General features: G+C 52.0%; 23 protein-coding genes. 16 read left to right on the forward strand and 7 right to left on the reverse strand.

Annotated elements, in window-relative coordinates; translation table 11 throughout:
• Positions 1–295 precede the first annotated feature (295 nt).
• From ABRZ28_RS01030 to ABRZ28_RS01065, 8 genes are all read left to right on the forward strand, one after another.
• Entirely contained in the window at positions 296–1,351 is a 1,056-nt protein-coding gene (locus ABRZ28_RS01030; protein ID WP_319603405.1) for a PhoH family protein, read from the forward strand.
• The gene (gene ybeY, locus ABRZ28_RS01035; protein WP_330519292.1) at positions 1,348–1,827 is read left to right on the forward strand and encodes an rRNA maturation RNase YbeY; all 480 of its coding nucleotides are present in this window, start codon (positions 1,348–1,350) and stop codon (positions 1,825–1,827) included. Before ABRZ28_RS01030 ends, ybeY begins: the two co-directional genes overlap by 4 nt.
• Before the next feature lie 202 nt (positions 1,828–2,029).
• Positions 2,030–2,908 (forward strand): CNNM family magnesium/cobalt transport protein CorC, encoded by an 879-nt coding sequence (gene corC, locus ABRZ28_RS01040; protein ID WP_319603407.1) that lies wholly within the window; start codon positions 2,030–2,032, stop codon positions 2,906–2,908.
• A gap of 7 nt (positions 2,909–2,915) precedes the next feature.
• Positions 2,916–4,445, forward strand: coding sequence for an apolipoprotein N-acyltransferase (lnt, locus tag ABRZ28_RS01045; protein ID WP_330519293.1), 1,530 nt, complete (start codon positions 2,916–2,918; stop codon positions 4,443–4,445).
• 389 nt (positions 4,446–4,834) lie between these two features.
• Positions 4,835–5,731: a glutamate/aspartate ABC transporter substrate-binding protein gene (locus tag ABRZ28_RS01050; RefSeq protein WP_319603409.1), complete on the forward strand. Its 897-nt coding sequence runs from the start codon at positions 4,835–4,837 to the stop codon at positions 5,729–5,731.
• A 287-nt stretch (positions 5,732–6,018) separates the two neighbouring features.
• Complete coding sequence (locus ABRZ28_RS01055) at positions 6,019–6,759, forward strand: amino acid ABC transporter permease (RefSeq protein WP_319603410.1); 741 nt, start codon at positions 6,019–6,021, stop codon at positions 6,757–6,759.
• A gap of 3 nt (positions 6,760–6,762) precedes the next feature.
• On the forward strand, positions 6,763–7,437 hold the full coding sequence (gene gltK / locus ABRZ28_RS01060) for a glutamate/aspartate ABC transporter permease GltK (protein WP_319603411.1): 675 nt from the start codon (positions 6,763–6,765) through the stop codon (positions 7,435–7,437).
• Positions 7,437–8,162, forward strand: coding sequence for an amino acid ABC transporter ATP-binding protein (locus tag ABRZ28_RS01065; RefSeq protein WP_319603412.1), 726 nt, complete (start codon positions 7,437–7,439; stop codon positions 8,160–8,162). Before gltK ends, ABRZ28_RS01065 begins: the two co-directional genes overlap by 1 nt.
• Positions 8,163–8,240: 78 nt before the next feature.
• On the opposite strand, the gene ABRZ28_RS01070 is transcribed toward ABRZ28_RS01065, so the two are convergent.
• The 6 genes from ABRZ28_RS01070 to ABRZ28_RS01095 all read right to left on the reverse strand — a co-directional run bounded on the left by ABRZ28_RS01070 (position 8,241) and on the right by ABRZ28_RS01095 (position 14,559).
• Positions 8,241–8,789, reverse strand: coding sequence for a hypothetical protein (locus ABRZ28_RS01070; protein ID WP_330519294.1), 549 nt, complete (start codon positions 8,787–8,789; stop codon positions 8,241–8,243).
• A gap of 140 nt (positions 8,790–8,929) precedes the next feature.
• Positions 8,930–9,505 (reverse strand): fimbrial protein, encoded by a 576-nt coding sequence (locus ABRZ28_RS01075; RefSeq protein WP_330519295.1) that lies wholly within the window; start codon positions 9,503–9,505, stop codon positions 8,930–8,932.
• A gap of 11 nt (positions 9,506–9,516) precedes the next feature.
• Complete coding sequence (locus ABRZ28_RS01080; protein ID WP_330519296.1) at positions 9,517–10,545, reverse strand: fimbrial protein; 1,029 nt, start codon at positions 10,543–10,545, stop codon at positions 9,517–9,519.
• A gap of 17 nt (positions 10,546–10,562) precedes the next feature.
• Entirely contained in the window at positions 10,563–11,315 is a 753-nt protein-coding gene (locus tag ABRZ28_RS01085) for a fimbrial biogenesis chaperone (protein ID WP_319603416.1), read from the reverse strand.
• A complete protein-coding gene (locus ABRZ28_RS01090) occupies positions 11,316–13,844 on the reverse strand; it encodes a fimbria/pilus outer membrane usher protein (protein ID WP_330519297.1) in 2,529 nt (842 codons plus the stop codon).
• 178 nt (positions 13,845–14,022) lie between these two features.
• Positions 14,023–14,559, reverse strand: a complete 537-nt coding sequence (locus tag ABRZ28_RS01095) for a fimbrial protein (protein WP_319603418.1) — start codon at positions 14,557–14,559, stop codon at positions 14,023–14,025.
• Between the two features lie 686 nt (positions 14,560–15,245).
• Here ABRZ28_RS01095 and ABRZ28_RS01100 point away from each other — a divergent pair.
• Together ABRZ28_RS01100 and ABRZ28_RS01105 are read left to right on the forward strand one after the other, a co-directional pair.
• Positions 15,246–15,968: a winged helix-turn-helix domain-containing protein gene (locus tag ABRZ28_RS01100; protein ID WP_319603419.1), complete on the forward strand. Its 723-nt coding sequence runs from the start codon at positions 15,246–15,248 to the stop codon at positions 15,966–15,968.
• Positions 15,949–16,416, forward strand: coding sequence for a FidL (locus tag ABRZ28_RS01105; protein WP_330519298.1), 468 nt, complete (start codon positions 15,949–15,951; stop codon positions 16,414–16,416). The genes ABRZ28_RS01100 and ABRZ28_RS01105 overlap by 20 nt, the downstream gene beginning before the upstream one ends.
• A 66-nt stretch (positions 16,417–16,482) precedes the next feature.
• Here ABRZ28_RS01105 and ABRZ28_RS01110 read toward each other — a convergent pair whose 3' ends face one another.
• A complete protein-coding gene (locus ABRZ28_RS01110) occupies positions 16,483–16,965 on the reverse strand; it encodes a zinc ribbon-containing protein (protein WP_319603421.1) in 483 nt (160 codons plus the stop codon).
• 372 nt (positions 16,966–17,337) lie between these two features.
• On the opposite strand from ABRZ28_RS01110, the gene leuS reads away from it, so the two are divergent.
• From leuS to rlmH, 6 genes are all read left to right on the forward strand, one after another.
• Positions 17,338–19,920 (forward strand): leucine--tRNA ligase, encoded by a 2,583-nt coding sequence (gene leuS, locus ABRZ28_RS01115; protein WP_330519299.1) that lies wholly within the window; start codon positions 17,338–17,340, stop codon positions 19,918–19,920.
• Positions 19,921–19,934: 14 nt separating this feature from the next.
• On the forward strand, positions 19,935–20,492 hold the full coding sequence (lptE, locus tag ABRZ28_RS01120) for an LPS assembly lipoprotein LptE (protein WP_319603423.1): 558 nt from the start codon (positions 19,935–19,937) through the stop codon (positions 20,490–20,492).
• Positions 20,489–21,523 carry a DNA polymerase III subunit delta gene (gene holA, locus ABRZ28_RS01125; protein WP_319603424.1) on the forward strand — a complete coding sequence of 345 codons (1,035 nt, stop codon included), beginning with the start codon at positions 20,489–20,491 and terminating at the stop codon, positions 21,521–21,523. The genes lptE and holA overlap by 4 nt, the downstream gene beginning before the upstream one ends.
• Positions 21,513–22,202 (forward strand): nicotinate-nucleotide adenylyltransferase, encoded by a 690-nt coding sequence (gene nadD, locus ABRZ28_RS01130; RefSeq protein WP_319603425.1) that lies wholly within the window; start codon positions 21,513–21,515, stop codon positions 22,200–22,202. Before holA ends, nadD begins: the two co-directional genes overlap by 11 nt.
• 178 nt (positions 22,203–22,380) lie before the next feature.
• The gene (gene rsfS, locus ABRZ28_RS01135) at positions 22,381–22,698 is read left to right on the forward strand and encodes a ribosome silencing factor (RefSeq protein WP_319603426.1); all 318 of its coding nucleotides are present in this window, start codon (positions 22,381–22,383) and stop codon (positions 22,696–22,698) included.
• 1 nt (position 22,699) lies between these two features.
• Entirely contained in the window at positions 22,700–23,170 is a 471-nt protein-coding gene (rlmH, locus tag ABRZ28_RS01140) for a 23S rRNA (pseudouridine(1915)-N(3))-methyltransferase RlmH (RefSeq protein ID WP_319603427.1), read from the forward strand.
• Positions 23,171–23,188: the final 18 nt, after the last annotated feature.

Consider the following 23,188-nt stretch of genomic DNA (forward strand, 5'->3'; position numbering starts at 1 on the left):
GCGTTGCCACCCATTGAGGTTGCTGACAAACCTTCCCAATCCCGTCATTCCCGCGGCAATAGGCGGGAATCTCCCCCTGAAACCGCAAACAGCCATCGGCTGATTCCCGCCTTCGCGGGAATGACGGGAGTGGGCCGCGGAGGAGGATCGTGGTGTATTATGAGCTTTGTCAGCAGATTGCTACTTGCGCCATTTGCCATTAGCGATAAATAATCCATACATGTGGCGCAGCGAAAACTGCGCTGTCTGATACAGGTCGTCACGCGGCCTGCCGCTAAAGCCAAAGAGGAATAATTTGAACGTAACGACAAAAGAGATCGCCCTTGAACCCGCAGATAACCAACGCCTGCTGAGCCTCTGCGGACCGTTTGACGATAACGTCAAGCAGTTGGAGCGCCGTCTGGGTATTGAAATCAATCGTCGGGATAACAAATTCAAGCTGGTAGGCAAAGCAGTCTGCGTTGATGCTGCGGCCGATATCCTGAAGCATCTGTATGTCGATACCGCTCCGGTGCGTGGCATCGTTGGCGACATTGAACCCGAGCAAATTCACCTCGCCATCAAAGAGTCCCGCGCGCTGGAGCAGTCTGCCGAAAGCGTTCCCGATTACGGCAAGGCGGTTAATATTCAAACCAAACGCGGCGTGATTAAACCGCGTACGCCCAATCAGGCGCAGTACATCGCGCACGTACTCGACCATGACATTACGTTTGGCGTCGGCCCGGCGGGGACGGGGAAAACCTATCTGGCGGTCGCGGCTGCCGTGGATGCGCTGGAGCGCCAGGAGATCCGCCGTATTTTGCTGACCCGCCCGGCGGTTGAAGCCGGCGAAAAACTGGGCTTTCTGCCGGGCGATCTAAGCCAGAAAGTCGATCCTTATCTGCGCCCGCTGTACGATGCCCTGTTTGAAATGCTGGGTTTCGAAAAGGTCGAAAAGCTGATCGAACGTAATGTGATCGAAGTAGCGCCGCTGGCCTATATGCGTGGCCGCACGCTGAACGATGCGTTTATCATTCTGGACGAAAGCCAGAATACCAGCATCGAGCAGATGAAAATGTTCCTGACCCGCATCGGTTTTAATTCCAAGGCGGTGATCACCGGCGACGTGACGCAGATTGACTTACCGCGCAACCAGAAATCGGGTCTGCGTCATGCTATTGAAGTGCTGGCCGACGTTGAAGAGATCAGCTTTAACTTCTTCAGCAGCGAGGATGTGGTGCGTCACCCGGTGGTGGCCCGGATCGTCAATGCTTATGAAGCCTGGGAAATCGCCGACCAAAAACGTAAAGACGCGCTGGCGGAACAACGTAAACGCGAGGCGCAATCGGCTTCGGAACAGGAACACAAATGAGTCAGGTCATCCTTGATTTACAAATCGCCAGCGAACAGGCCCAGGGATTGCCTGACGAAAAGGATTTTCAGCGCTGGCTGGAAGGGGTGTTGCCGCAGTTTCAGGCGGTCTCGGAAGTGACTATCCGCATCGTGGATGAAGCGGAAAGCCGGCATCTGAACCATACCTACCGGGACAAAGACAAGCCGACCAATGTGCTTTCATTTCCGTTTGAGGCGCCGCCGGAAGTCGAACTGCCCCTGCTGGGCGACCTCATCATCTGCCGTCAGGTGGTTGAACGGGAAGCCGATGAGCAGGAAAAGACGCGGGAAGAACATTGGGCGCACATGGTTGTCCATGGCAGTCTGCATCTGCTAGGGTATGACCATATCGAAGACAGCGAAGCCGAAGAGATGGAAGCGCTGGAAACGGAAATCATGCAAAATATGGGATATGCCGACCCCTATCTTGCAGAAAAAGACAGCTTTACTGAATAATAGGCTGCCGCGTTTGCTATCAAGGGAAATCGTCCGCAAGGGCGTTTTCCCGACAACCCTTGATATCACCGCGATTCTGCCCTCAGCCGCAATAATGAAATCATTCTGGATTACAAACTATTTTCACGTCAGTCAGGCTGCACCATTCTTCCCGACCTGCTGATTACGATTCATTAACATGAGAGATATTAATTAAAACGCCATGAGCGACGACCATTCTCAAAACAGCGATAGCCCCAGTCCCAAAAAGGGTTTCTTTTCTTTAATCCTCAATCAGCTTTTTCACGGCGAACCGAAAGATCGCAACGATCTGCTGGCGCTGATCCGTGATTCCGAACAGAACGATCTGATTGATCCGGAAACCCGGGATATGCTTGAAGGCGTAATGGATATCGCCGAGCAACGCGTACGCGACATCATGATCCCGCGTTCGCAGATGATTACTCTGAAGCACAACCAAACGTTGGAAGAGTGTCTGGACGTCATTATCGAATCCGCGCATTCCCGCTTCCCCGTCATCAGCGAAGATAAAGACCATATCGAAGGTATTCTGATGGCCAAGGACTTGCTGCCTTTTATGCGCAGCGATTCCGAGCCCTTCAGCATGGATAAAGTGTTGCGCTCCGCCGTCGTCGTGCCGGAGAGTAAACGCGTCGACCGGATGTTGAACGAATTCCGCTCCCTGCGTTATCACATGGCAATCGTGATTGACGAATTCGGCGGCGTGTCCGGACTGGTCACCATCGAAGATATCCTTGAGTTAATCGTTGGCGAGATTGAAGACGAATACGACGATGAAGAAGATCGCGATATCCGTCAGCTCAACCGCCAGACCTATACCGTGCGCGCGCTTACCGATATCGAAGACTTCAATGAAGCCTTCGGCACGCAGTTCAGCGATGAAGAGGTCGATACCATCGGCGGTTTAATCATGCAGTCTTTCGGACATTTGCCTGCTCGTGGAGAAACCATTGAGATAGAAGGTTATCTGTTTAAAGTTGCGATGGCCGACAGCCGACGCATTATCCAGGTACACGTCAGAATTCCTGACAACGCGCCCCAACCTCAACTGGAAGACTAATTTACCAATGGCTCTCGCCTCTTTTCTTCAACGCCAGCAGGTTCGCGCCCTGCTGGCGCTTTTGTTCGGCGCCTGCGGCACGCTGGCGTTTTCTCCCTTTGACTTCTGGCCGGCCGCGCTTATCGCCCTGATGGGATTGCTGGCGCTGACCCTGAACCGCAGCGTGCGCCAGTCAGCCTGGATTGGCTTTTGTTGGGGCCTTGGCCTGTTCGGCAGCGGCGTAAACTGGGTGTACGTCAGCATTGCCCAGTTCGGCGGCATGCCCGAAGCCATCAATATCGGGCTGGTGCTGCTGCTGGCCGCCTATCTGGCGCTCTATCCTTTGCTGTTTTCCGCGCTTATGGCGCGGCTGTGGCCGAAAACCACCTGGTGGCGACTGGCTATCGCTTCGCCGGCGCTCTGGCAACTGACGGAGTTTCTGCGCGGATGGGTACTGACCGGTTTTCCGTGGCTACAATTCGGCTACAGCCAGATTGACGGCCCGCTGAAAGGGATCGCGCCGTTGCTGGGTATCGACGCCATTACTTTCCTGCTGATGGGCATCAGCGGCCTGCTGGTTTTCGCTCTGCATCAGCGCCGCATCGGGCCGGCGGTTATCGCCATCGCCATGCTGGCGCTGCCGTGGCCGCTGCGCAATCTTCACTGGTTCAATCCGCTGCCCGAACGCGCGGTGAATGTGGCGCTGGTGCAGGGGAATATCCCCCAGGAACTGAAGTGGAATTCGGATCAACTGCTGGACACGCTGAGAATTTATCTCGACAACAGTCTGCCCTATATGGCTAAAGCACCGATTATCATCTGGCCCGAATCCGCCATTCCTGATATCGAAAGCCGCCAGGGCGCTTATCTTTCCCAAATAGACGATATTCTGCGCAGAGAGCATAGCAGCTTGCTCACCGGCATCGTTGATTCACGGCGTAACGGTTCGCAATATGACGTTTACAACAGCATTATCGTGCTGGGCGATCAAACGCCTTATCATTATCCAACCGCCAATCGCTACAACAAGCATCACCTGGTTCCTTTCGGCGAGTTTGTTCCTCTGGAAACGCTGTTGCGTCCGCTGGCGCCGCTATTCGATTTGCCGATGTCCTCCTTCAGCCGCGGCCATTACCTTCAACCGCAGTTAAACGTTAGCGGCTATAAGCTGACCGCGGCCATCTGTTATGAAATTATTCTTGGCCATCAGATGCGGGACAACTTCCGCGAAGACACCGATATGCTGCTCACCATCTCGAACGACGCCTGGTTCGGCCATTCCATCGGGCCGTGGCAGCATTTCCAGATGGCGAGGATGCGCGCGCTGGAGCTGGGGCGCCCGCTGGTTCGCAGCACCAACAATGGCGTAACGGCCGTGATTGCCGCTGACGGCGCCATCAGCGCCAGCCTGCCGCAGTTTACCCGCGCGGTGCTGGATGCGCAGGTCGTCCCCGCCTCTGGGCTTACGCCTTATGCCCGTTTCGGCTCCTGGCCGCTGTGGATCATCACGCTGCTAGGCGGTTTTACCGCCGCTGCCTTCAGTTTCCGCCGTCGTTAATCCCTTCCTCTCAAGCTAACGGCATGTTAACGCATGCCTTTAGTTATTTATGGCATGATCTTTGCCTGTTAAATATATTGTAAATGGTTGTCTCAACGTTTTTTTATCGTTTCGCTCAGCAATGGCACATTTTTAGGGCAACGAATGCACCAATTTAGCGCGTAACGGTTTTGTTGCCATTATTCGGTGCAGAGCGGGTCGCAAAAAACAAACATTTATGCATCAAACCATTTACAATGAGCTATTTTTTAACAGTATACGTCGTTACTTCGCTCTTTAGCGGTGCATGATTTTTGTACCGAGGAAGTCTCTGAACGTCATCATTAATTTAGCAGCACAACTTTAGCGCCATCACTAAAGCGCCATCACTACAGCAAAGGAGTTCAAACATGCAAATGCGTAAACTGGCACTATCACTGCTTCTACTTGGTACCTCAGCCAGCCTGGCCCAGGCGGAAGATCTGGCTGGCACGCTGAAAAAAGTAAAAGATAATGGCGTTATCGTTATCGGCCATCGTGAATCGTCAGTGCCTTTCTCTTACTACGATAACCAGCAAAAAGTTGTCGGCTACTCTCAGTCTTATTCGGATAAGATCGTCGAGGCAGTAAAGAAAAAGCTGGATGCGCCTAACCTACAGGTCAAACTGCTGCCCATTACCGCACAAAATCGCATTCCCCTGTTGCAGAACGGCACCTACGATCTGGAATGCGGTTCAACCACCAACAACCTGGAACGGCAGAAACAAGCGGCTTTCTCGAACACCATTTTCGTTGTCGGCACCCGTCTGTTAACGAAAAAAGATTCCGGTATTAAAGATTTCCCGGATCTGGCGGGAAAACCGGTGGTGGTCACCTCCGGTACAACGTCTGAAATCCTGCTGAATAAGATGAATGACGAGAAAAAACTGAATATGCGCATCATCAGCGCTAAAGATCATGGCGACTCTTTCCGCACGCTGGAAAGCGGACGCGCCGTCGCCTTTATGATGGATGACGCGCTGCTGGCGGGCGAACGCGCCAAAGCCAGAAATGCGGCTCAGTGGGATATCGTCGGCACGGCGCAGTCGGAAGAAGCCTACGGCTGTATGCTGCGTAAAGACGATCCGCAGTTCAAGCAACTGGTTGATGAAACCATCGCTGAAGTACAAACCTCCGGCGAAGCCGAAAAATGGTTTGATCGCTGGTTCAAACAACCGATCCCGCCAAGAGATCTCAATTTGAACTTTGAACTTTCCGATGAATTAAAAGCCCTGTTCAAAGCGCCGAATGATAAGGCGTTTGACTAATTAGTCATGCATGACGTTAAGGGCGGGATTGCCTGCCCGATGATTGCTGATTCGCGGTAGAGACAGACGAATATGCGATGGTCGTTCCCCATCGCATATCAATATCCAATAGATTTTGAGATGCGAGAAACGGTACCGAGAAAATTCGCTGGCGCTTACCTGGTAAGCAGTTAAACCAGTGACGCATCGGCCAATACCAACGCGCCTGCAACTTGAAAGATTATGGGTAATACGCCGCTCATCAATCTTCAGGGTAGCCTCGCTACCCTTTTTTACCGGAGTTTGTTATGTCAATAGATTGGAACTGGGGCATATTTTTACAAGAGGCCCCATTCGGTAATACTACCTATCTGGGGTGGATATTGTCCGGCCTGAAAGTGACGGTCGCCTTGTCCATATGCGCCTGGATTATTGCGTTTTTAGTCGGATCTTTATTTGGTATTTTACGTACCGTCCCTAACCGTTTTCTGGCGGGAATTGGTACCTGCTACGTTGAGTTATTCCGTAACGTACCGCTGATTGTACAATTTTTCACCTGGTATTTGGTGGTGCCGGAACTGTTGCCAACCGATATCGGCATGTGGTTTAAAGCGGAACTCGATCCCAACATTCAGTTCTTCTTATCCTCCATGATCTGTCTGGGCCTGTTTACCGCGGCTCGCGTGTGCGAACAGGTGCGCGCAGGCATCCAGTCTCTGCCGCGCGGTCAACAGGCCGCGGGGCTGGCGATGGGGCTGACGCTGCCGCAGACCTACCGCTACGTGCTGCTTCCCAACGCTTACCGCGTGGTCGTGCCGCCGTTGACGTCGGAAATGCTTAATCTGGTCAAAAACTCCGCCATCGCCTCCACCATCGGTCTGGTGGATATGGCTGCTCAGGCAGGCAAGTTGCTGGATTACTCCGCCCACGCGTATGAGTCTTTCACCGCGATTACCCTGGCCTATGTCGGTATTAATGTCATTATTATGATGATCATGCAGGTAGTTGAGAAGAAAACCCGTTTGCCGGGCAATATGGGGAGCAAATAATTCATGTATGAATTTGACTGGAGTTCCATTGCACCTAGTCTGCCCTATCTGCTACAGGGCATGGTGATCACGCTTAAAATTACCGTTACCGCGGTCATTGTCGGTATTATCTGGGGAACCATTCTGGCGGTAATGCGGCTTTCACCGTTCAAACCGATAAGCTGGTTCGCCAAACTGTACGTCAACACGTTCCGTTCCATACCTTTGGTCATGGTATTGCTGTGGTTCTATCTGGTGGTGCCCAGCTTATTGCAAAATGTGCTCGGCCTTTCGCCAAAGACGGATATTCGATTAATCTCAGCGATGGTTGCCTTCTCGTTATTTGAAGCCGCCTATTATTCTGAGATTATCCGAGCGGGCATACTCAGCGTGTCTCGCGGGCAATCATCGGCGGCACTGGCGCTCGGTATGACCCACTGGCAATCGATGAAGCTGGTGATCCTGCCGCAGGCATTCCGCGCAATGGTACCCCTGCTGCTGACGCAGGGCATCGTCCTGTTCCAGGATACGTCGCTGGTTTACGTGCTTAGCCTGGCCGATTTCTTCCGTACCGCCTCGATGATTGGGGAACGCGACGGAACACAAATTGAAATGATCCTATTTGCCGGATTTGTTTATTTTATTATCAGCATCAGCGCATCAATGCTGGTCAGTTACCTGAAAAAAAGGACGGTTTGATGATTTTCCTGAAAAATGTTTCTAAATGGTATGGTCAATTTCAGGTGCTAACCGACTGCTCCACGGAAGTCAAAAAAGGTGAGGTAGTCGTAGTTTGTGGCCCTTCCGGCTCCGGTAAGTCCACCTTGATCAAAACCGTTAACGGCCTGGAACCCATTCAAAAGGGCGAGATTGAAGTCAACGGCATCATCGTTAACGACAGAAAAACCAATCTGGCCCAGTTACGCTCAAAAGTCGGCATGGTGTTCCAACACTTTGAGCTGTTCCCTCACCTGTCCATTATCGACAACCTGACGCTGGCGCAGGTAAAAGTCTTGAGGCGCAACACTGAGGAATCGCGCGCTAAAGGGTTAAAGCTGCTGGAACGCGTGGGATTGAGCGCTCAGGCAAACAAGTTCCCCGGCCAACTGTCCGGGGGACAACAGCAGCGTGTCGCCATTGCCCGCGCGCTGTGCATGGACCCTATCGCGATGCTGTTCGACGAACCGACCTCGGCGCTTGATCCGGAAATGATCAACGAGGTGTTGGACGTTATGGTGGAACTGGCGCAGGAAGGGATGACCATGATGGTGGTGACGCATGAAATGGGCTTTGCCCGCAAGGTTGCGCATCGGGTCATTTTTATGGATGAGGGAAAAATCATTGAAGATACGCCGAAAGACGAATTCTTCAATAATCCCAAGTCCGACCGCGCCAAAGACTTCCTGGCGAAGATCCTGCACTAATCCCATAAGAATAAGGGCTAGCCGCCGCCAGCCCTTATTCTCTCGTCTGAGAGTTCTTGCCGAACGCCGCGCGCGCCACTAAAGAAAACGATATATATCCTGTAGGCTGGCGCAATGCAATTTTTTGAGCGCTTTCTGCCGCAGAGCATAAATCGTCTTGATGCTTTTATGTTTTTCCTCTGCGTCCTGTTTAGCCCGATAGCCGGAGAGTAAGTTGATGAAGGCCTCCATCTGACAACGCGCCAGCCGGGATTTCATCCTGTTCGCCATGATCATCCTGTTATTGCTGATGCGATCATTTAAATAATAACCAAGCTGTCGGACCGTACAGTTCACAGAAATAAAGCGCTGAGGATCTATATTTTTATAACACAACGTCAACAGCGACAGCATATTATCCTTTCCTATTATGGTAATCCTCTGCTGATTCAAGTAACGAGAATTTTTAGTATCTGAGAAAAATCGAAGAAAAACGCATAAATCATTAATGTTCTGCAAAACAAAAATAAAACGGTCGGCCTGCGGCCAGAGAAATAATGGCGGTTGGTTTTCATCGCCTGCGGCTAAAAACAGCGATACCGGATAATAGATCACATCGCTATCTGTGCTGATTTTTTCGCTAAACACATGCTTAATCGCCTCGTAATAATAATAACACGATGTAAAGACCATTATTTTTTTCCGACGCATAAGCCCCTCTCCGAAATAATTCAGAAAAAATCAAAATGAAAAAAAACAGAACCATGGCGCAGCCTGGCCGTGCCTTATTATTGATAACTCAGTTTGAAATTCACCGCCGCGCTATAACTTCCCGGCGTTAACGTCATACCACGAATTCGTTCTAGTCTGGCGTTAAAGTTTAATACGTTATCGCCAGCGTAAAGCGGGAGCCAGCCGGTACCGTCATTAAGCGGAATGCTTTGATCTTGATAATAAATGCCGATGGCGACCCCGCGCGCAACGGATGCCGGATTCAGCGCCAGCCGCCCTGGCAATGCCGCCTCTTCCGTACCCAAAAAGCTGACCGCGACGCTCTGCATGGTTTGCGTGCTGCATCCGGTCAGTTGAATGGAGAAATCATGCCGGACGCCATAACCATTGACCTCCAGATCCCGTTTTGACTCCTCGCCCAGATCCACGGCGATATTTTCAGAATCGGGGCTTAACACGCACGGCGAATCAACGACCCGGACATGAACCCTGACGTCGTAGTTATTCTCGAACCGTGCGCCGCGCCCCGGATTTAACGCTGCGGCTTGCGCCTGCGACTGGATAGCCGTCATACCCAGCGCCAACAGGATATAGGTCATACGCCGGGATACCGTCTGTCTGTTTTCTTTCATCGCCGATGGCCTCAGTTATAGTTAAAGCGCAGAACGATATATTTCTCCACGTCGCCGGTAACGGCCGGCCCTGAAGCATACAAACTGGCTGAATATCTTTTTTCCACCGTACCGCTGGCCGACGTCAGGTTATTGATGAAGGTGACAAATTCATTAAACGGAATGCCGTTGCCCGATGACTCTTCATTAATTTTTAGCGTCGATCCATTTCCCATATCCATCCCGTCGATGCCGACCGGCGCGTTCCCTTTTGTCGCGGTATCAAAGTTAATGGTCAAATTAAAGCCCAGTCCGCAATCCTCTCCGCCGTCGGTTGAGGCGCTGATCTGAAAACCCTGTTTAGCCAGTAACCCGGCGGACGCGTCCGGCCATGACTGGATAGTCCCGAAATCAATGTTGTTATCGGGCGAAACATGGACCTGCGCCGAGCACTGGATCACATCAATATTCTTTAATCCGGACAGCGTAAACTGATAGTTGCCGCCGGGATTCTTGTTGATGCCCAACTCGCCGTCCACCTGAAATACCGACAGGGAGTCAACGCCATAGCTGGCGTTGCTCATATCGCCGATCTTTTCCAGATACACCTGCACCGTCACCGGCAACATAGTCGGATTACTCGGCGGCAAACTCCCCGACGGACCGGGATAAACAAACATGCCGGTCGAGACGCGCGAGCTGCTCGTGCCGCCGCCGGTGACCACGCCCAAATCCTGGCCGTTATAGATAATGCCGATACCAATTCCCGTCCCAATCACCGCACCGTAAGGGTTAGGATAAAAAAACGAGTATTCCCCGTTCGGCTTCTTGTTTTTATAAGCCCAACAGGCCAGGTTGCGGCTATAGGTTTTCGAGGTCCACAGACGGCTGCCTATCGGCAGCGTGGATGGGATTTTCATCGCCCCGATGTTTTCATAATCCGCAACCGGTCCGGAAGTCGTATCCTTATGGCACTCCAATGCGGCGACATTGAAAGCCGGCAGAAACAGAGAAGCGGCCAGCAATCCCCCGCCAAATAGCTTCGTAATAGCGATCATCATGCACGCTCTTTTATCAGTTAGTTTTTCTGTTCGACCGCGCAGGTATTCTGCCGGCATACAAAATGCAATTCCGGATGGCCGCCGTAATCATTGACATAATACAAATAGAAATCCTGTACCGATGAATCGGCGACATTGATATTCATTACCGATTTGGGCTCGACCATAAAGGCTTTGTCATTCAGCAACTGCTGCGGATTGCGGCTCTTTTCTTTTGACTGCTTAAGAATATTGCTGACCGTAATAAAATAGGGCGTGGGGTTCTCCACAATAAACTGCTTACCGGCTTTTTTAATCTTTAACCGGGTTTGCCAGATATCATTGCGGGCCGGTTTTATCGCCGACGGGCGATAAAAGACCTTAATTTCCGACTGTACGGCAATCTGCAACACATTATCCTTTTCCGGCTTTGGCGGAATTTCACGGACATTCAGATAAAACAACGATTCCCGATCCTGCGGCAACTTATCGACGCCCGTGGTTTTCACCACGCGAATCAGCGTGCGCCCGCCCGCTTCAATACGTTGCAGCGGCGGTAACACCGTAAACGGCGCCGAAATCTTTTTATGATCTTTATCCGCCAGCCAGCTTTGCGCCAAAAAGGGATTTTTGCCGTTTTCATTAATCAAAGTTACCGTAGACGACTGCTCCGCCCCGTCGAAAATAACCCGGGTACGATCAAGATTAATCGCGGCCTGTGCAACAGGAAGAGATAAAAGGCCGCCGGCAAGTAATAATCCCGGCAACAAATAATAACGACGTTGGTTCATTTACTTTTCTCCGTTTAATTCTGTCGTTGCCGACAGGGACCGGCAAGGCAATAACAACTGCGCCAACTCATTGAATTTTTCCGGCAGCGTAAACCGGCACTGCGTCTTTCCGTTCCACTGAACCGACAATGTTTCATTTTCCGACACGCCGGTTAAATACGCCTGACCACCATCGGTCACCATAGCGACTTCGCGTCCGCGCTGGCTTCTGATTGTCGAGGCAAAAGGCGGATTGCGTCCGTCAGGCAGCGTGATCACGCCGAGCGCCTTGCCGCCGCTGACCACATCAAATTTGCGATAGCCGATCGCCCCTTCGGTCAGGGTTCCCTGAATAATCGTCGTATTGGCTTCGATATTATTCGGCAGATGCCGTACGTCGACCCGAGTCGAGAGATCGTAGTAGCTGCTGGCGCCGGCAATGACCGCCACGCCATAGTCATTGGTGACCACGCTGCCGTCGGCGAAAGGCACGCCGGCTACCCCATCCGTATCAACCATGATACGCGTGCCGCCGCCGGCGCCTTTCTGATGCGCGGCGATGCCATGCCGGGTTGCCGTCACGCCGCCGCGCATCGAGCCATTCAAATAGGTGTAGCCGCTCTGCTGCCAGGAAAAACCGAGGCTGGCGTTGTGGGAAGACGCGACATGATGATAATTACCGCTGATATAGGCCTTCTCCGTCTCCTCATAGCGCGTACTCAGATCCCAGGAATTATGCTGATCCTGCTGATTGCTGTAAGTCAGCATCTGCGACATTTTGCCGTTGTAACTGCCCAGGCTATAGCCCACGCGTTCCCGGTCACGCAGCGGAATCGAAAAATTGAGGTAGATACTGTCATCCTGTCTGCCGTAAAACATCGTGCGCCAGGCGGACACGCCGGCCGAAATGCCTTTAACCGGACCGATATCCAGATACTTGTTCAGCGAAACGCCATAGCGGTTCTGCTGCCGGGCATCCCAGAACGTCTGCCGGGTATAGGACAGATAGGAGGAGAGTCCGTCCAGCCAGGGGCTTTCGTCGTCAAAGCTTTTCGACAGCGTAATGGTGTAACGTTCTTTCTCGCTACGGCTATCGCTCTCATTATTCAGCGCATACAGATACTGAGACATCCCCATGAAGGTTTTTTCGGAAAAGCGATATCCGGCAAAACTGACCTGTCCATTGATGGACTCAAAACGCTTGGACCAACTGAGCGAAAATGAATGTCCCTTCTGTGCCGGTTTATTGGGTAAACTCGCCCGCGACTGGGTAATATCCGCCGACAGCGCCCCCAGCAGATAGAGATTACGTCCCAGCCCCGCCGACCATGATTGATAACTGTCGGCCAGCGTCGTCCCGCCATATAACGACCAGGCATTGGATATCCCCCAGGAAAACTCGCCGGACGAAAACGCCGGTCCCTGAGCATGATGATCGGTATCCGACGGCCGCCCCGCGGACACTTTGTATTGGATATGTCCCGGACGGGTCAGATAGGGCAAGCTGGCCGCCTCGGTCTGAAACGTTGATACTGAGCCGTCTTCCTCCGTGATCCGCACTTCCAGCGTACCTGTGACGCCGCTTTTGAAATCCTGAATGGCAAACGGCCCGGCCGGCACCGTCGTTTCATAGACCACGCGCTTATCCTGCGTCACCGTGACCGTGGCGTTGGATTTGGCCACGCCGCGGATCTCCGGGGCATACCCTCTCAGCGCCGGCGGCAACATCTCCTCATTGCTCGCCAGGCTGACCCCGGTGAAACGAATGCTGTCGAACAGGTTAGTGTTCTGGTACATCTCGCCCAGGCCGAGATCCGCGGACATCAGCGGCAGCGGGCGATAGGCATAAAACTGATCCCAGGAAAACGCATCGTTACGCGCGTTACGGCTTTTGTTCAGCAAATAACGATAATCGGCGCGGTAGCGCCAGGCGCCCAGATTAAAACCGGCGGTGCCATAGCCGCCCAGATACTGGGATGTGCCTGCTCTCCCCCGATCGCGGCGCAGATTGCCCGTCAGGTTATAGTCCAGCAACAGCCCGTTGATCCCCTGATCCCACTGCTCGGGCGGCGTCCAGTTGTTATCGGTATATTTCAGCCATGCCTGGGGAATGGTGATGTTTAACTCCCCCATGCCGATTTGGTTGGACATTTTCACCCCGGAAATCGCGGTCAGATCCGCGCACCGACCATCCTGCGACCAGACGATGCGATCCGTTGCTTCAGCCTTGATGGCGAATTTATTGACTATCTCAGGTTCGAGACACAGCGCGGACGACTTGCCCTCAGCCCCGGCGGCGAGATAACGCACCGGGCGCTGTTCAACCGCCCGGCCATTAATCTTGATGTTCAGCAAATACTCGCCGGGAACCACATAGTCCGGGTCGGAGAAACGGCTGAGATCAATTTCATTTTGTTCATCAATATCCAATACGCTGATATTAAATTCCGTCGCCTTACCCTGTTGGGTAAAAAAGGAAATAAAAAAAAGAATAAAAAGATTCGTTCTCTTTGCTTCCTTTATTTTTCCCGCACGCAACAGATTCATCATGAATATATACCAACGTGTTTTTTATTAATTAGCGTAAATAAATGAAATTAATCATATGAAACGTGAACATCGCCCACCTTATTTCCGGCTTAAGTATTTTCATGCCGGAAACAAGCTGAACAATATATCGCCCTCCTCCAGCTGGAATGAATTGGGCATCCTTTCCCTGCTTCATCTCTTACTGGTAAGAAATCACGAAGTTGGCGGAACTTTCAAAAGAACCCGTTTTCACTTCCGTCGCATTGGCTATTTTTTCCACATAGGAACTGAAGGTGAAGACATTATCGCCATTCGCCAGGTTATAATCGCTTACCGCCGGCGTTGTACCGTCAAAAGCAATCGCTTCGCCGGAATATTTAACAATAATACCGGCACCGGCCGCAGAGCCGTTCAGCGCCAGCATTTTGTCATTACCCGTTACGGTGCCGCCGGCAAATGTCACGTTCGCCGTATTGGATGTTTCAATTGAGCAATCTTTCAGCGTGATATCAAAACTTTTAACTTCCGAAGTACCGCCGCTCTCCAGCACAATCTTGCTGATGTCGCCAAACTCGACGCTTTGCTGTAAATCATCCTGAGATACAGAACAAGGGGTATTAACGATATTGCCCTTGAAAGTGACGGTGCCATTATGGCTATCAAGCGCCTGCGCGCCGGAAGCCATTGCGCAAGTTGCGGCAACGATAGTGACCAATGCGATTTTTGATAATTTCATGTGTTTATTCCCGCTTTTTGATTGAAATAATTAAATGTCTTACTCAATACCTGCCGAAGAGGGATAAAACGCCATTGTCCTGGCGCGCTCTCCCCATTCCATCGGTGCGTTCATTTGTTGTCAGCAAGGTCGACGACAGCATCCAATCGCTGTCTTTCCACACTTTTTGCATGATTCGCGCAAATTAAGCGCCACTCATGCGAGTTTCGGTGGAAATTATCATCAGATGAACGGGGAGCAATATACCTACCAATGTTGATCTCAGGCAAATATATTGATTACATTATTATTTTTTAGATTTTATTTTTTATATATATTATTTTATAGATTTTTATTCTGTTTATTTAGGTTTTTACATTTTTATCGCATCATGAACGAGATAACGGGATACGGCTAAAGATATTTATCTTTCGACAATAGCCGCAGATGATAAAAAACGTGCGATTTATCGCTTTATATATAATTACCGATGCAAAAAACATGCTGAATTATTCACTTTTATCTTTTCCTGGTTAAGATATGAATAGCGGATAAGAATTGTTAATCGCGATAAAAAAGAATTAAGATACAGAATGATTCAAAATACTCTTTGACAAGAAAGTGTTAAATTTTTAGACTGTTTTTTAAATCCTGCATTACCATATAGACATAAATCTTTAATTCATGTCTCTATAGAGCATCTATATATGGTTTATTTAATTAATAAATTGGTTATTTTTAGCGAAAAAGACAGCGCTATTTCATGGGTTAATCGCCAGGAAGAGGCCACATCATTAAGTCTCCCCATCGCCAAACTCTTAAAGACCCTGCTCAATAATCCCGCAGTCACATTGAGCAAAGACTTTCTTCTATCCGCCGTACTGGAAGAAAATTCCTTGTCTCCGTCAATGAATAATCTCAACAATTATATTTCTCTGTTAAGAAAAACCTTACGGGAATATGACCTTGCCGATTTGCTCATGACGGTTCCCAAAGTCGGGATCGTGTTCAACACGACGGATATCGAAATAGTATGCGATGAAACACTCTCCCCCAAGGTGGCGGACGAGGTTTTCAAACCGGTCAACAGCAAGTGGAAGGAGTACTGGGGCTATGCGGTTTTTATCGGCGGCGGGATCCTTGTCGCGCTGATCCTGTTGGTGAGCGGTATCATATCCAGCGATTTCCCCGACAAGGAAACGTTCAGAGACTTCACTATAAAAGACTGTCGATTATTCTATCTGGACGATGATCTTTCTCCCGGTGATTTTCCTAAAAAATACAGCAATCTTTGTGAAGAAAACGCCAGAGTTTATTATTACTCAAGAAATATTACCTTACCTAATATTATCACGAGGGAAGAAAAGATTATTTTTGCCTGCAAAAAAGAAGGAAAAAGGTGTTCAACCTATGTCTACATTAAAAGTTAAACCGACTTTTATTATTACGGCGGCTGCCGTCCTTGTAATTTTAACATTAACACTTACTTATCATTACACTCATTTAACAGAAAAAATCTTTATGTGCCGGGCAGAGATCAATAGCAGCATAAAAAACGGTCAGGCCGTGATTGTTAAGAGCTACATTTTAAACTTTTACCTGGGGAAACAAGGGAAAGGATCGATAGCGCTGCACGGTATTTATATCAACGTAGGCCAACCGTCCAACATCATCGAGCGAACGATGATGTTTGATTATAGTTGGAACAATAATTACCTACTGATGAAAAACATCACCATGTATAAAAATCCCGTGGATACCGCCCCCGACGATGCGACGCCATTCAGCCAAAATGAAGTGGTCAAGTTTGAAATGCTGACGGATAAAACTTATCTGGTCAGTTCTTTCAGACCCAGCTTCGCCTGTAACATCCGTTAGTCACGCCGCGATCCGATAAGCGCAGGGGCAGTCCGTTGCGCGGCTTTATCCCTTCGATTGAAGCGATTACGGCTGAAACGGCTGGCGCTGAAACAGATCGTGTGAACATTTAGGGCAAAGCGGCAAAACCTCCGGCGTATAAAACGCCATGTGATAATGGCATTTCTCGCAGACCAGATTGCCTAACCCGACGACATCGCCGCTGTGATAAACGCCGTGATGGCTGACATCCTTAAAAAGTTCGTGCCACTCCAACTGCGTTTTGTCGGTAATATCCGCCAGTTCCTGCCAGAGACTCTCCTTAATCACGCGCATAAAAACGCTGTCGGTAAATTCATTCCGACTTTCATCATAGCTGCGCGCAAACTCCTCCAAATCCCGCTGAACAGCCTGAATCACCTGTTCGCTCTCTTGTTGCGTAAGCTCTGAGCCTTGCTGCAACGTTTCCCGGGCGCGCCGCACGATATCATCGATATCGCGCTCCCCCTGATCCAGCCGGGCGGCGACTGAAGCCATTAACTCGCGGTAGTAGCGGGCGACTTTACTCATGCTTCCTCCTGGCGATGCCGGTTGCAATTAAGAGACCTTGTTCCTTCCAGACGTGAACCCTTTCCAAACCAGTCGGTTCTCGCGCTCCTTTTATTTTCAGACCGTCGACAAACCTATTCCCTTATCGCCGCTCTGCGGGCGTTGTCTGCGCCCCTTTATTTTAGACTATTTCATTTTCACGCCCCGGAAGACGGCGATATTTGCGTGATTTTCATTCGTTTTCATATCACAGATCAGAAATATTCCTCAGCCGGGTACAGGGTGTTGTTGCCTCAGGCGCTTATCAGCTATGCTATGCGGATCATTTGTTATGAATCAGAACAGGCTACTGACTGTAGTAGTTCGTCGACTTAATAGGGACCCCTGGCAGCCATGCAAGAGCAATACCGCCCAGAAGAGATAGAAGCGCACGTCCAACTTCACTGGCAAGAGAAGCAGACATTCAAAGTGACCGAAGAGCCTGGCAAGGAAAAGTATTACTGCCTTTCCATGTTGCCCTACCCTTCTGGCCGTCTACATATGGGACACGTCCGTAATTACACCATCGGCGACGTGATCTCCCGCTATCAACGCATGCTGGGTAAAAACGTGCTACAGCCCATTGGCTGGGATGCGTTCGGTCTGCCCGCCGAAGGCGCCGCCGTCAAAAACAACACGGCCCCCGCCCCCTGGACTTACGCCAATATCGAATACATGAAAAACCAGCTCAAACTGCTGGGTTTTGGCTACGACTGGGATCGCGAAGTCGCCACCTGCAAACCCGATTACTATCGCTGGGAGCAGTGGTTTTTCACCAAGCTGTATGAGAAAGGCTTGGTCTACAAGAAAACCTCTGCGGTGAACTGGTGTCCGAACGACCAGACCGTACTGGCCAACGAACAGGTGATTGACGGCTGCTGCTGGCGCTGCGATACCAAAGTCGAACGCAAAGAAATTCCGCAGTGGTTTATCAAAATTACCGATTATGCCGATCAGTTGCTCAATGACCTGGACAAGCTGGAAAGCTGGCCGGAACAGGTCAAAACCATGCAGCGCAACTGGATTGGCCGCTCTGAAGGCGTAGAGATCGCCTTTGACGTGGCCGGCAGCCAGGAAAAACTGAGCGTGTATACCACCCGTCCGGACACCTTCATGGGCGTGACCTACGTTGCCGTTGCCGCGGGTCATCCGCTGTCGATTCAGGCCGCGGCCGACAATCCGGCGCTGGCCGATTTTATTGATGAATGCCGCAATACCAAAGTCGCCGAAGCGGACATGGCCACCATGGAGAAGAAAGGCATGGCCACCGGCCTGTATGCCATTCATCCGCTAAACGGCGAAAAAGTCGCTATCTGGGTCGCCAACTTCGTCCTGATGGATTACGGCACCGGGGCGGTAATGGCGGTGCCGGGTCACGATCAGCGCGACTGGGAATTCGCCACGAAATACGGACTGACCATCAAACCGGTTATCCTGAACAGCGATGGCAGCGAACCCGATTTGTCCGCCCAGGCGATGACGGAGAAAGGTCGTCTGTTCAACTCCGGCGAGTTCGACGGTCTGGATTTCGACGCCGCCTTCAACGCGATTGCCGACAAACTGGTCTCATTGGGCATTGGCGAACGTAAAGTCAACTATCGCCTGCGCGACTGGGGCGTTTCCCGCCAACGTTACTGGGGCGCGCCCATTCCAATGGTGACGCTGGAAGATGGCAGCGTCATCCCGACGCCGGAAGATCAACTGCCGGTGATCCTGCCGGAAGATGTGGTGATGGACGGCATCACCAGCCCTCTGAAAGCCAATCCCGAGTGGGCGAAAACCACCGTCAACGGCCAGCCGGCGCTGCGTGAAACGGATACTTTCGACACCTTTATGGAGTCGTCATGGTACTATGCGCGCTACACCTGCCCGCAGTACGATAAGGGCATGCTGGATCCGGCCGCGGCCAACTACTGGCTGCCGGTCGATCAGTACGTCGGCGGCATCGAACACGCCATCATGCACCTGATGTATTTCCGCTTCTTCCACAAGCTGATGCGCGACGCCGGTCTGGTCACCTCCGACGAGCCTGCCAAGCGTCTGCTATGTCAGGGCATGGTGCTGGCGGATGCTTTCTATTATCTCGGCAATAACGGCGAGCGTATCTGGGTTTCTCCGGCCGCCGTTACCGTAGAGCGAGATGAAAAAGGCCGCGTCGTCAAGGCCGTCGACAAAGATGGCCGGGAAGTCGTCTATGCCGGCATGAGCAAGATGTCGAAGTCGAAAAATAACGGCATCGACCCGCAGGAGATGGTGGAAAAATACGGCGCGGATACCGTTCGTCTGTTTATGATGTTCGCTTCACCGGCGGAAATGACGCTGGAATGGCAAGAGTCCGGCGTTGAAGGCGCCAACCGCTTCCTGAAACGCGTCTGGAAGCAGGTGTTCGATCATACGGAAAAAGGCCCGGTTCAGGCGCTGGACGTTGCAAGCTTAAACGAAGATCAGAAGTCGCTGCGTCGCGATCTGCATAAAACAATCGCCAAAGTCACCGATGATATCGGTCGTCGTCAGACCTTCAACACCGCCATCGCCGCCATTATGGAGCTGATGAACAAACTGGCTAAAGCGCCGCAGGAAAGCGAACAGGATCGCGCCCTGACCCAGGAAGCGCTGCTGGCCGTCGTGCGTATGCTTTATCCGTTCACGCCGCACGCTTGCTTTGTGCTGTGGCAGGCATTGCAGGGCGAAGGCGATATCGATACGGCGCCGTGGCCGGTCGCGGATGAAGAGGCGATGGTGGAAGACACCAAACTGGTGGTCATTCAGGTTAACGGCAAGGTTCGCGGTAAAATTACCGTCGCCGCCGACGCCAATCAGGATCAAGTCCGTGAGCGCGCGGCCCAGGAACCGCTGGTCGCGAAGTATTTGGACGGCGTCACTGTGCGTAAAGTGATTTATGTCCCTGGCAAACTGCTTAACCTGGTTGTGGGTTAAGGCAAGGAGGATCTGTGCGACATCGTCTATTCACGTTGTTGCTGGGGCTGGCGGTGTTAATCACCGCCGGCTGCGGTTTCCATCTGCGCGGCGCCACACAGGTGCCTGAGCAGCTACAAAAGCTGGTGCTGGATAGCAGCGACCCTTACGGTCCGTTGACGCGAGCCGTTCGTGAGCAATTGCGCCTCAATGGCGTAGAGATTATTGCTGATGCCGCACGGCAGGATATTCCTTCGTTACGCATCCTGAATGCGACGGAATCAAAAGATACCGTGTCGATTTTCCAGGACGGGAAAACCGCCGAATACCAAATGGTATTGACGCTGAGAGCACAGGTGCTGCTGCCGGGCGAGAATATTTATCCGCTCAATGTGACGGTATTCCGCACCTTCTTCGACAACCCATTGGCCGCGCTGGCGAAAGATGCCGAACAGGATATCATTCGTCAGGAAATGCGCGACCTGGCCGCCGCACAGCTGGTGCGTAACCTCCTGACGGTAAAAGGCGGCGAAGAAGAGAAAAACCGCCGGCAAAGTTCGCAAACCGCCGCCTTGTCTTCCCCTGGGTCATGATTCGCCTTTACCCGGAACAACTTGCCGCGCAGCTCCATGAGGGGCTGCGCGCCTGTTATCTTATCTGCGGCAATGACCCGCTTTTGCTCCAGGAAAGTCTGGACAATATCCGACGGGTAGCCCAACAGCAGGAATTCAGCGAGCATTTCAGCTTTACGCTGGATGTTCACACCGACTGGGACGCCGTCTTTGGCACCTGCCAGTCCCTCAGCCTGTTCGCCTCCCGCCAGACGCTATTGCTGATACTGCCTGAAAACGGCCCGAATGCGGCAATGGCTGAAAATCTGGTCAAATTGTCCGGCTTACTGCATCAGGATATTTTACTGATGCTGCGGGGCGGCAAACTGACCAAGGCGCAGGAAAACAGCGCCTGGTTCAAAGCCTTATCGAAGAATGGCGTTTATGTAAACTGCCTGACCCCGGAGCAAACGCAACTGCCGCGCTGGGTCGCGCAACGGGCCAAATCCATGAAGCTGGATCTGGACGAACCCGCCAGCCAGCTTATCTGTTACTGCTATGAAGGCAATTTGCTGGCATTGGCGCAGGCGCTGGAACGCCTGTCGCTGCTTTATCCTGACGGCAAACTGACCCTGCCCCGCGTTGAACAAGCGGTTAACGATTCGGCGCATTTCACGCCGTATCACTGGCTTGACGCATTACTGGCCGGCAAAGGCAAACGCGCCTGGCATATTTTGCATCAGCTCAGACAGGAGGATTGCGAACCCGTTATCCTGCTGCGGACGATACAACGTGAATTGCTGCTGCTGCTGACGTTGAAACGCCAGATGGCGAAAACGCCGCTGCGCGCGCTCTTTGATCAACATAAGGTCTGGCAGAATCGCAGGGATCTGTTAACCCAGGCGCTGCAACGCTTGAATATGACGCAACTGCAACAGGCGATCGGCCTGCTGTCTAAACTGGAAATTACCCTGAAACAGAATTACGGTCAGTCAATCTGGCCGGAGCTGGAAACCCTTTCCATGATATTGTGCGGCAAAGACCTGCCAGAGAGCCTGTTGGATGTTAACTAGTTCGACCACCAGCGATGAGCCAATCAAACCAACCGGAAGCGAATCCCTGACGGCATTTTTCGGCGGAACCTTCGATCCTATTCATTACGGGCATCTTCAACCCGTTATCGCGCTGGCGCATAGGATCGGCTTGCATCAGGTGGTTTTACTGCCGAACAATGTGCCGCCCCACCGTCCGCAGCCTGAAGCCAACCCGCGGCAGCGGCGACGCATGGTCGAACTGGCGGTTGAAGGCAACCCGTTGTTTACCGTGGACGATCGCGAACTGCGGCGCCAGCAGCCGTCCTACTCGATTGATACGCTGGAAACGCTGCGTGCAGAGTTAGGAAACGCCAGGCCGCTGGCGTTCATCATCGGACAGGATTCGTTGCTGACGCTGCATCAATGGCACCGTTGGCAAGATATTCTCGCTACCTGCCATCTGCTGGTTTGCGCTCGTCCCGGCTATCGTTCGACGATGGAGACCCCCGCCCTACAGCAATGGTTGGAAGCTCACCTCACGCAGGATCCTCAGGATCTGCATCGACAAACGCACGGTTTGATTTTTTTAGCCGACACGCCGTTGGTGACTATTTCAGCGACGGAAATACGCCAGCGGCGGCGGAAAAATCTCAGCTGCGACGATTTACTGCCCCCGGCCGTGCTGCGTTATATCGACGCCCATAATCTATACCGATAGCGTCAATCGGGCCTTATACCATTCGCCGGCGGCGCTGTGATATACTCCGCCGCTGGTTTCAATGACGGGAAAAAACCGCTAATCTCGGCAATTAAGCCGCGAAAAACGGTATTCCCAGAGCAAATTAGCGCAATAAACGCCCATCCGGCGCGGATGGACAGCCACCGAGGGGGAACCATTGCAAGGTCAAGCACTCCAAGATTTCGTTATTGACAAGATAGACGATTTAAAAGGCCAGGATATCGTTGCACTGAATGTGCAGGGGAAATCCAGTATCACGGACTATATGATTATCTGTACCGGCACCTCCACCCGCCACGTGGCGTCGATTGCCGATCATGTGGTGCAGGCGTCGCGCGCCGCCGGACTGATTCCCTTTGGCGTGGAAGGCGAAAACGTCGCGGACTGGGTCGTCGTCGATCTCGGCGATGTGATGGTCCACGTCATGCAGGAAGAAAGTCGAGAATTGTACGAACTGGAAAAGCTCTGGGGCTAGCATGAGACTGCAACTGGTCGCCGTCGGCACCAAAATGCCTGACTGGGTACAGACGGGATTCACCGACTACCTGCGGCGTTTTCCCAAAGATATGCCGTTCGAGCTGACGGAAATTCCCGCGGGCAAACGAGGCAAGAATGCCGATATCAAACGCATTCTAGAGCGCGAAGGCGAGCAAATGCTGGCGGCAGTGGGCAAAGGCAACCGTATCGTTACGCTGGACATTCCCGGCGCCAGGTGGGAAACCCCGCAATTGGCTCAGCAGTTGGAACGCTGGAAACAGGACGGTCGGGACGTCAGCCTGTTAATCGGCGGTCCTGAAGGATTATCGCCGGAATGTAAGGCGGCGGCGGAACAAAGTTGGTCACTCTCGCCTTTAACCTTGCCTCATCCCCTGGTGCGCGTGCTGGTGGCGGAAAGTCTGTACCGCGCCTGGAGCATTACCACTAATCATCCTTACCATCGGGAGTAAGGCGATATGACGATACTC

The sequence above is a fragment of the Brenneria sp. g21c3 genome, from assembly GCF_040240345.1.
GTDB lineage: Bacteria > Pseudomonadota > Gammaproteobacteria > Enterobacterales > Enterobacteriaceae > Brenneria.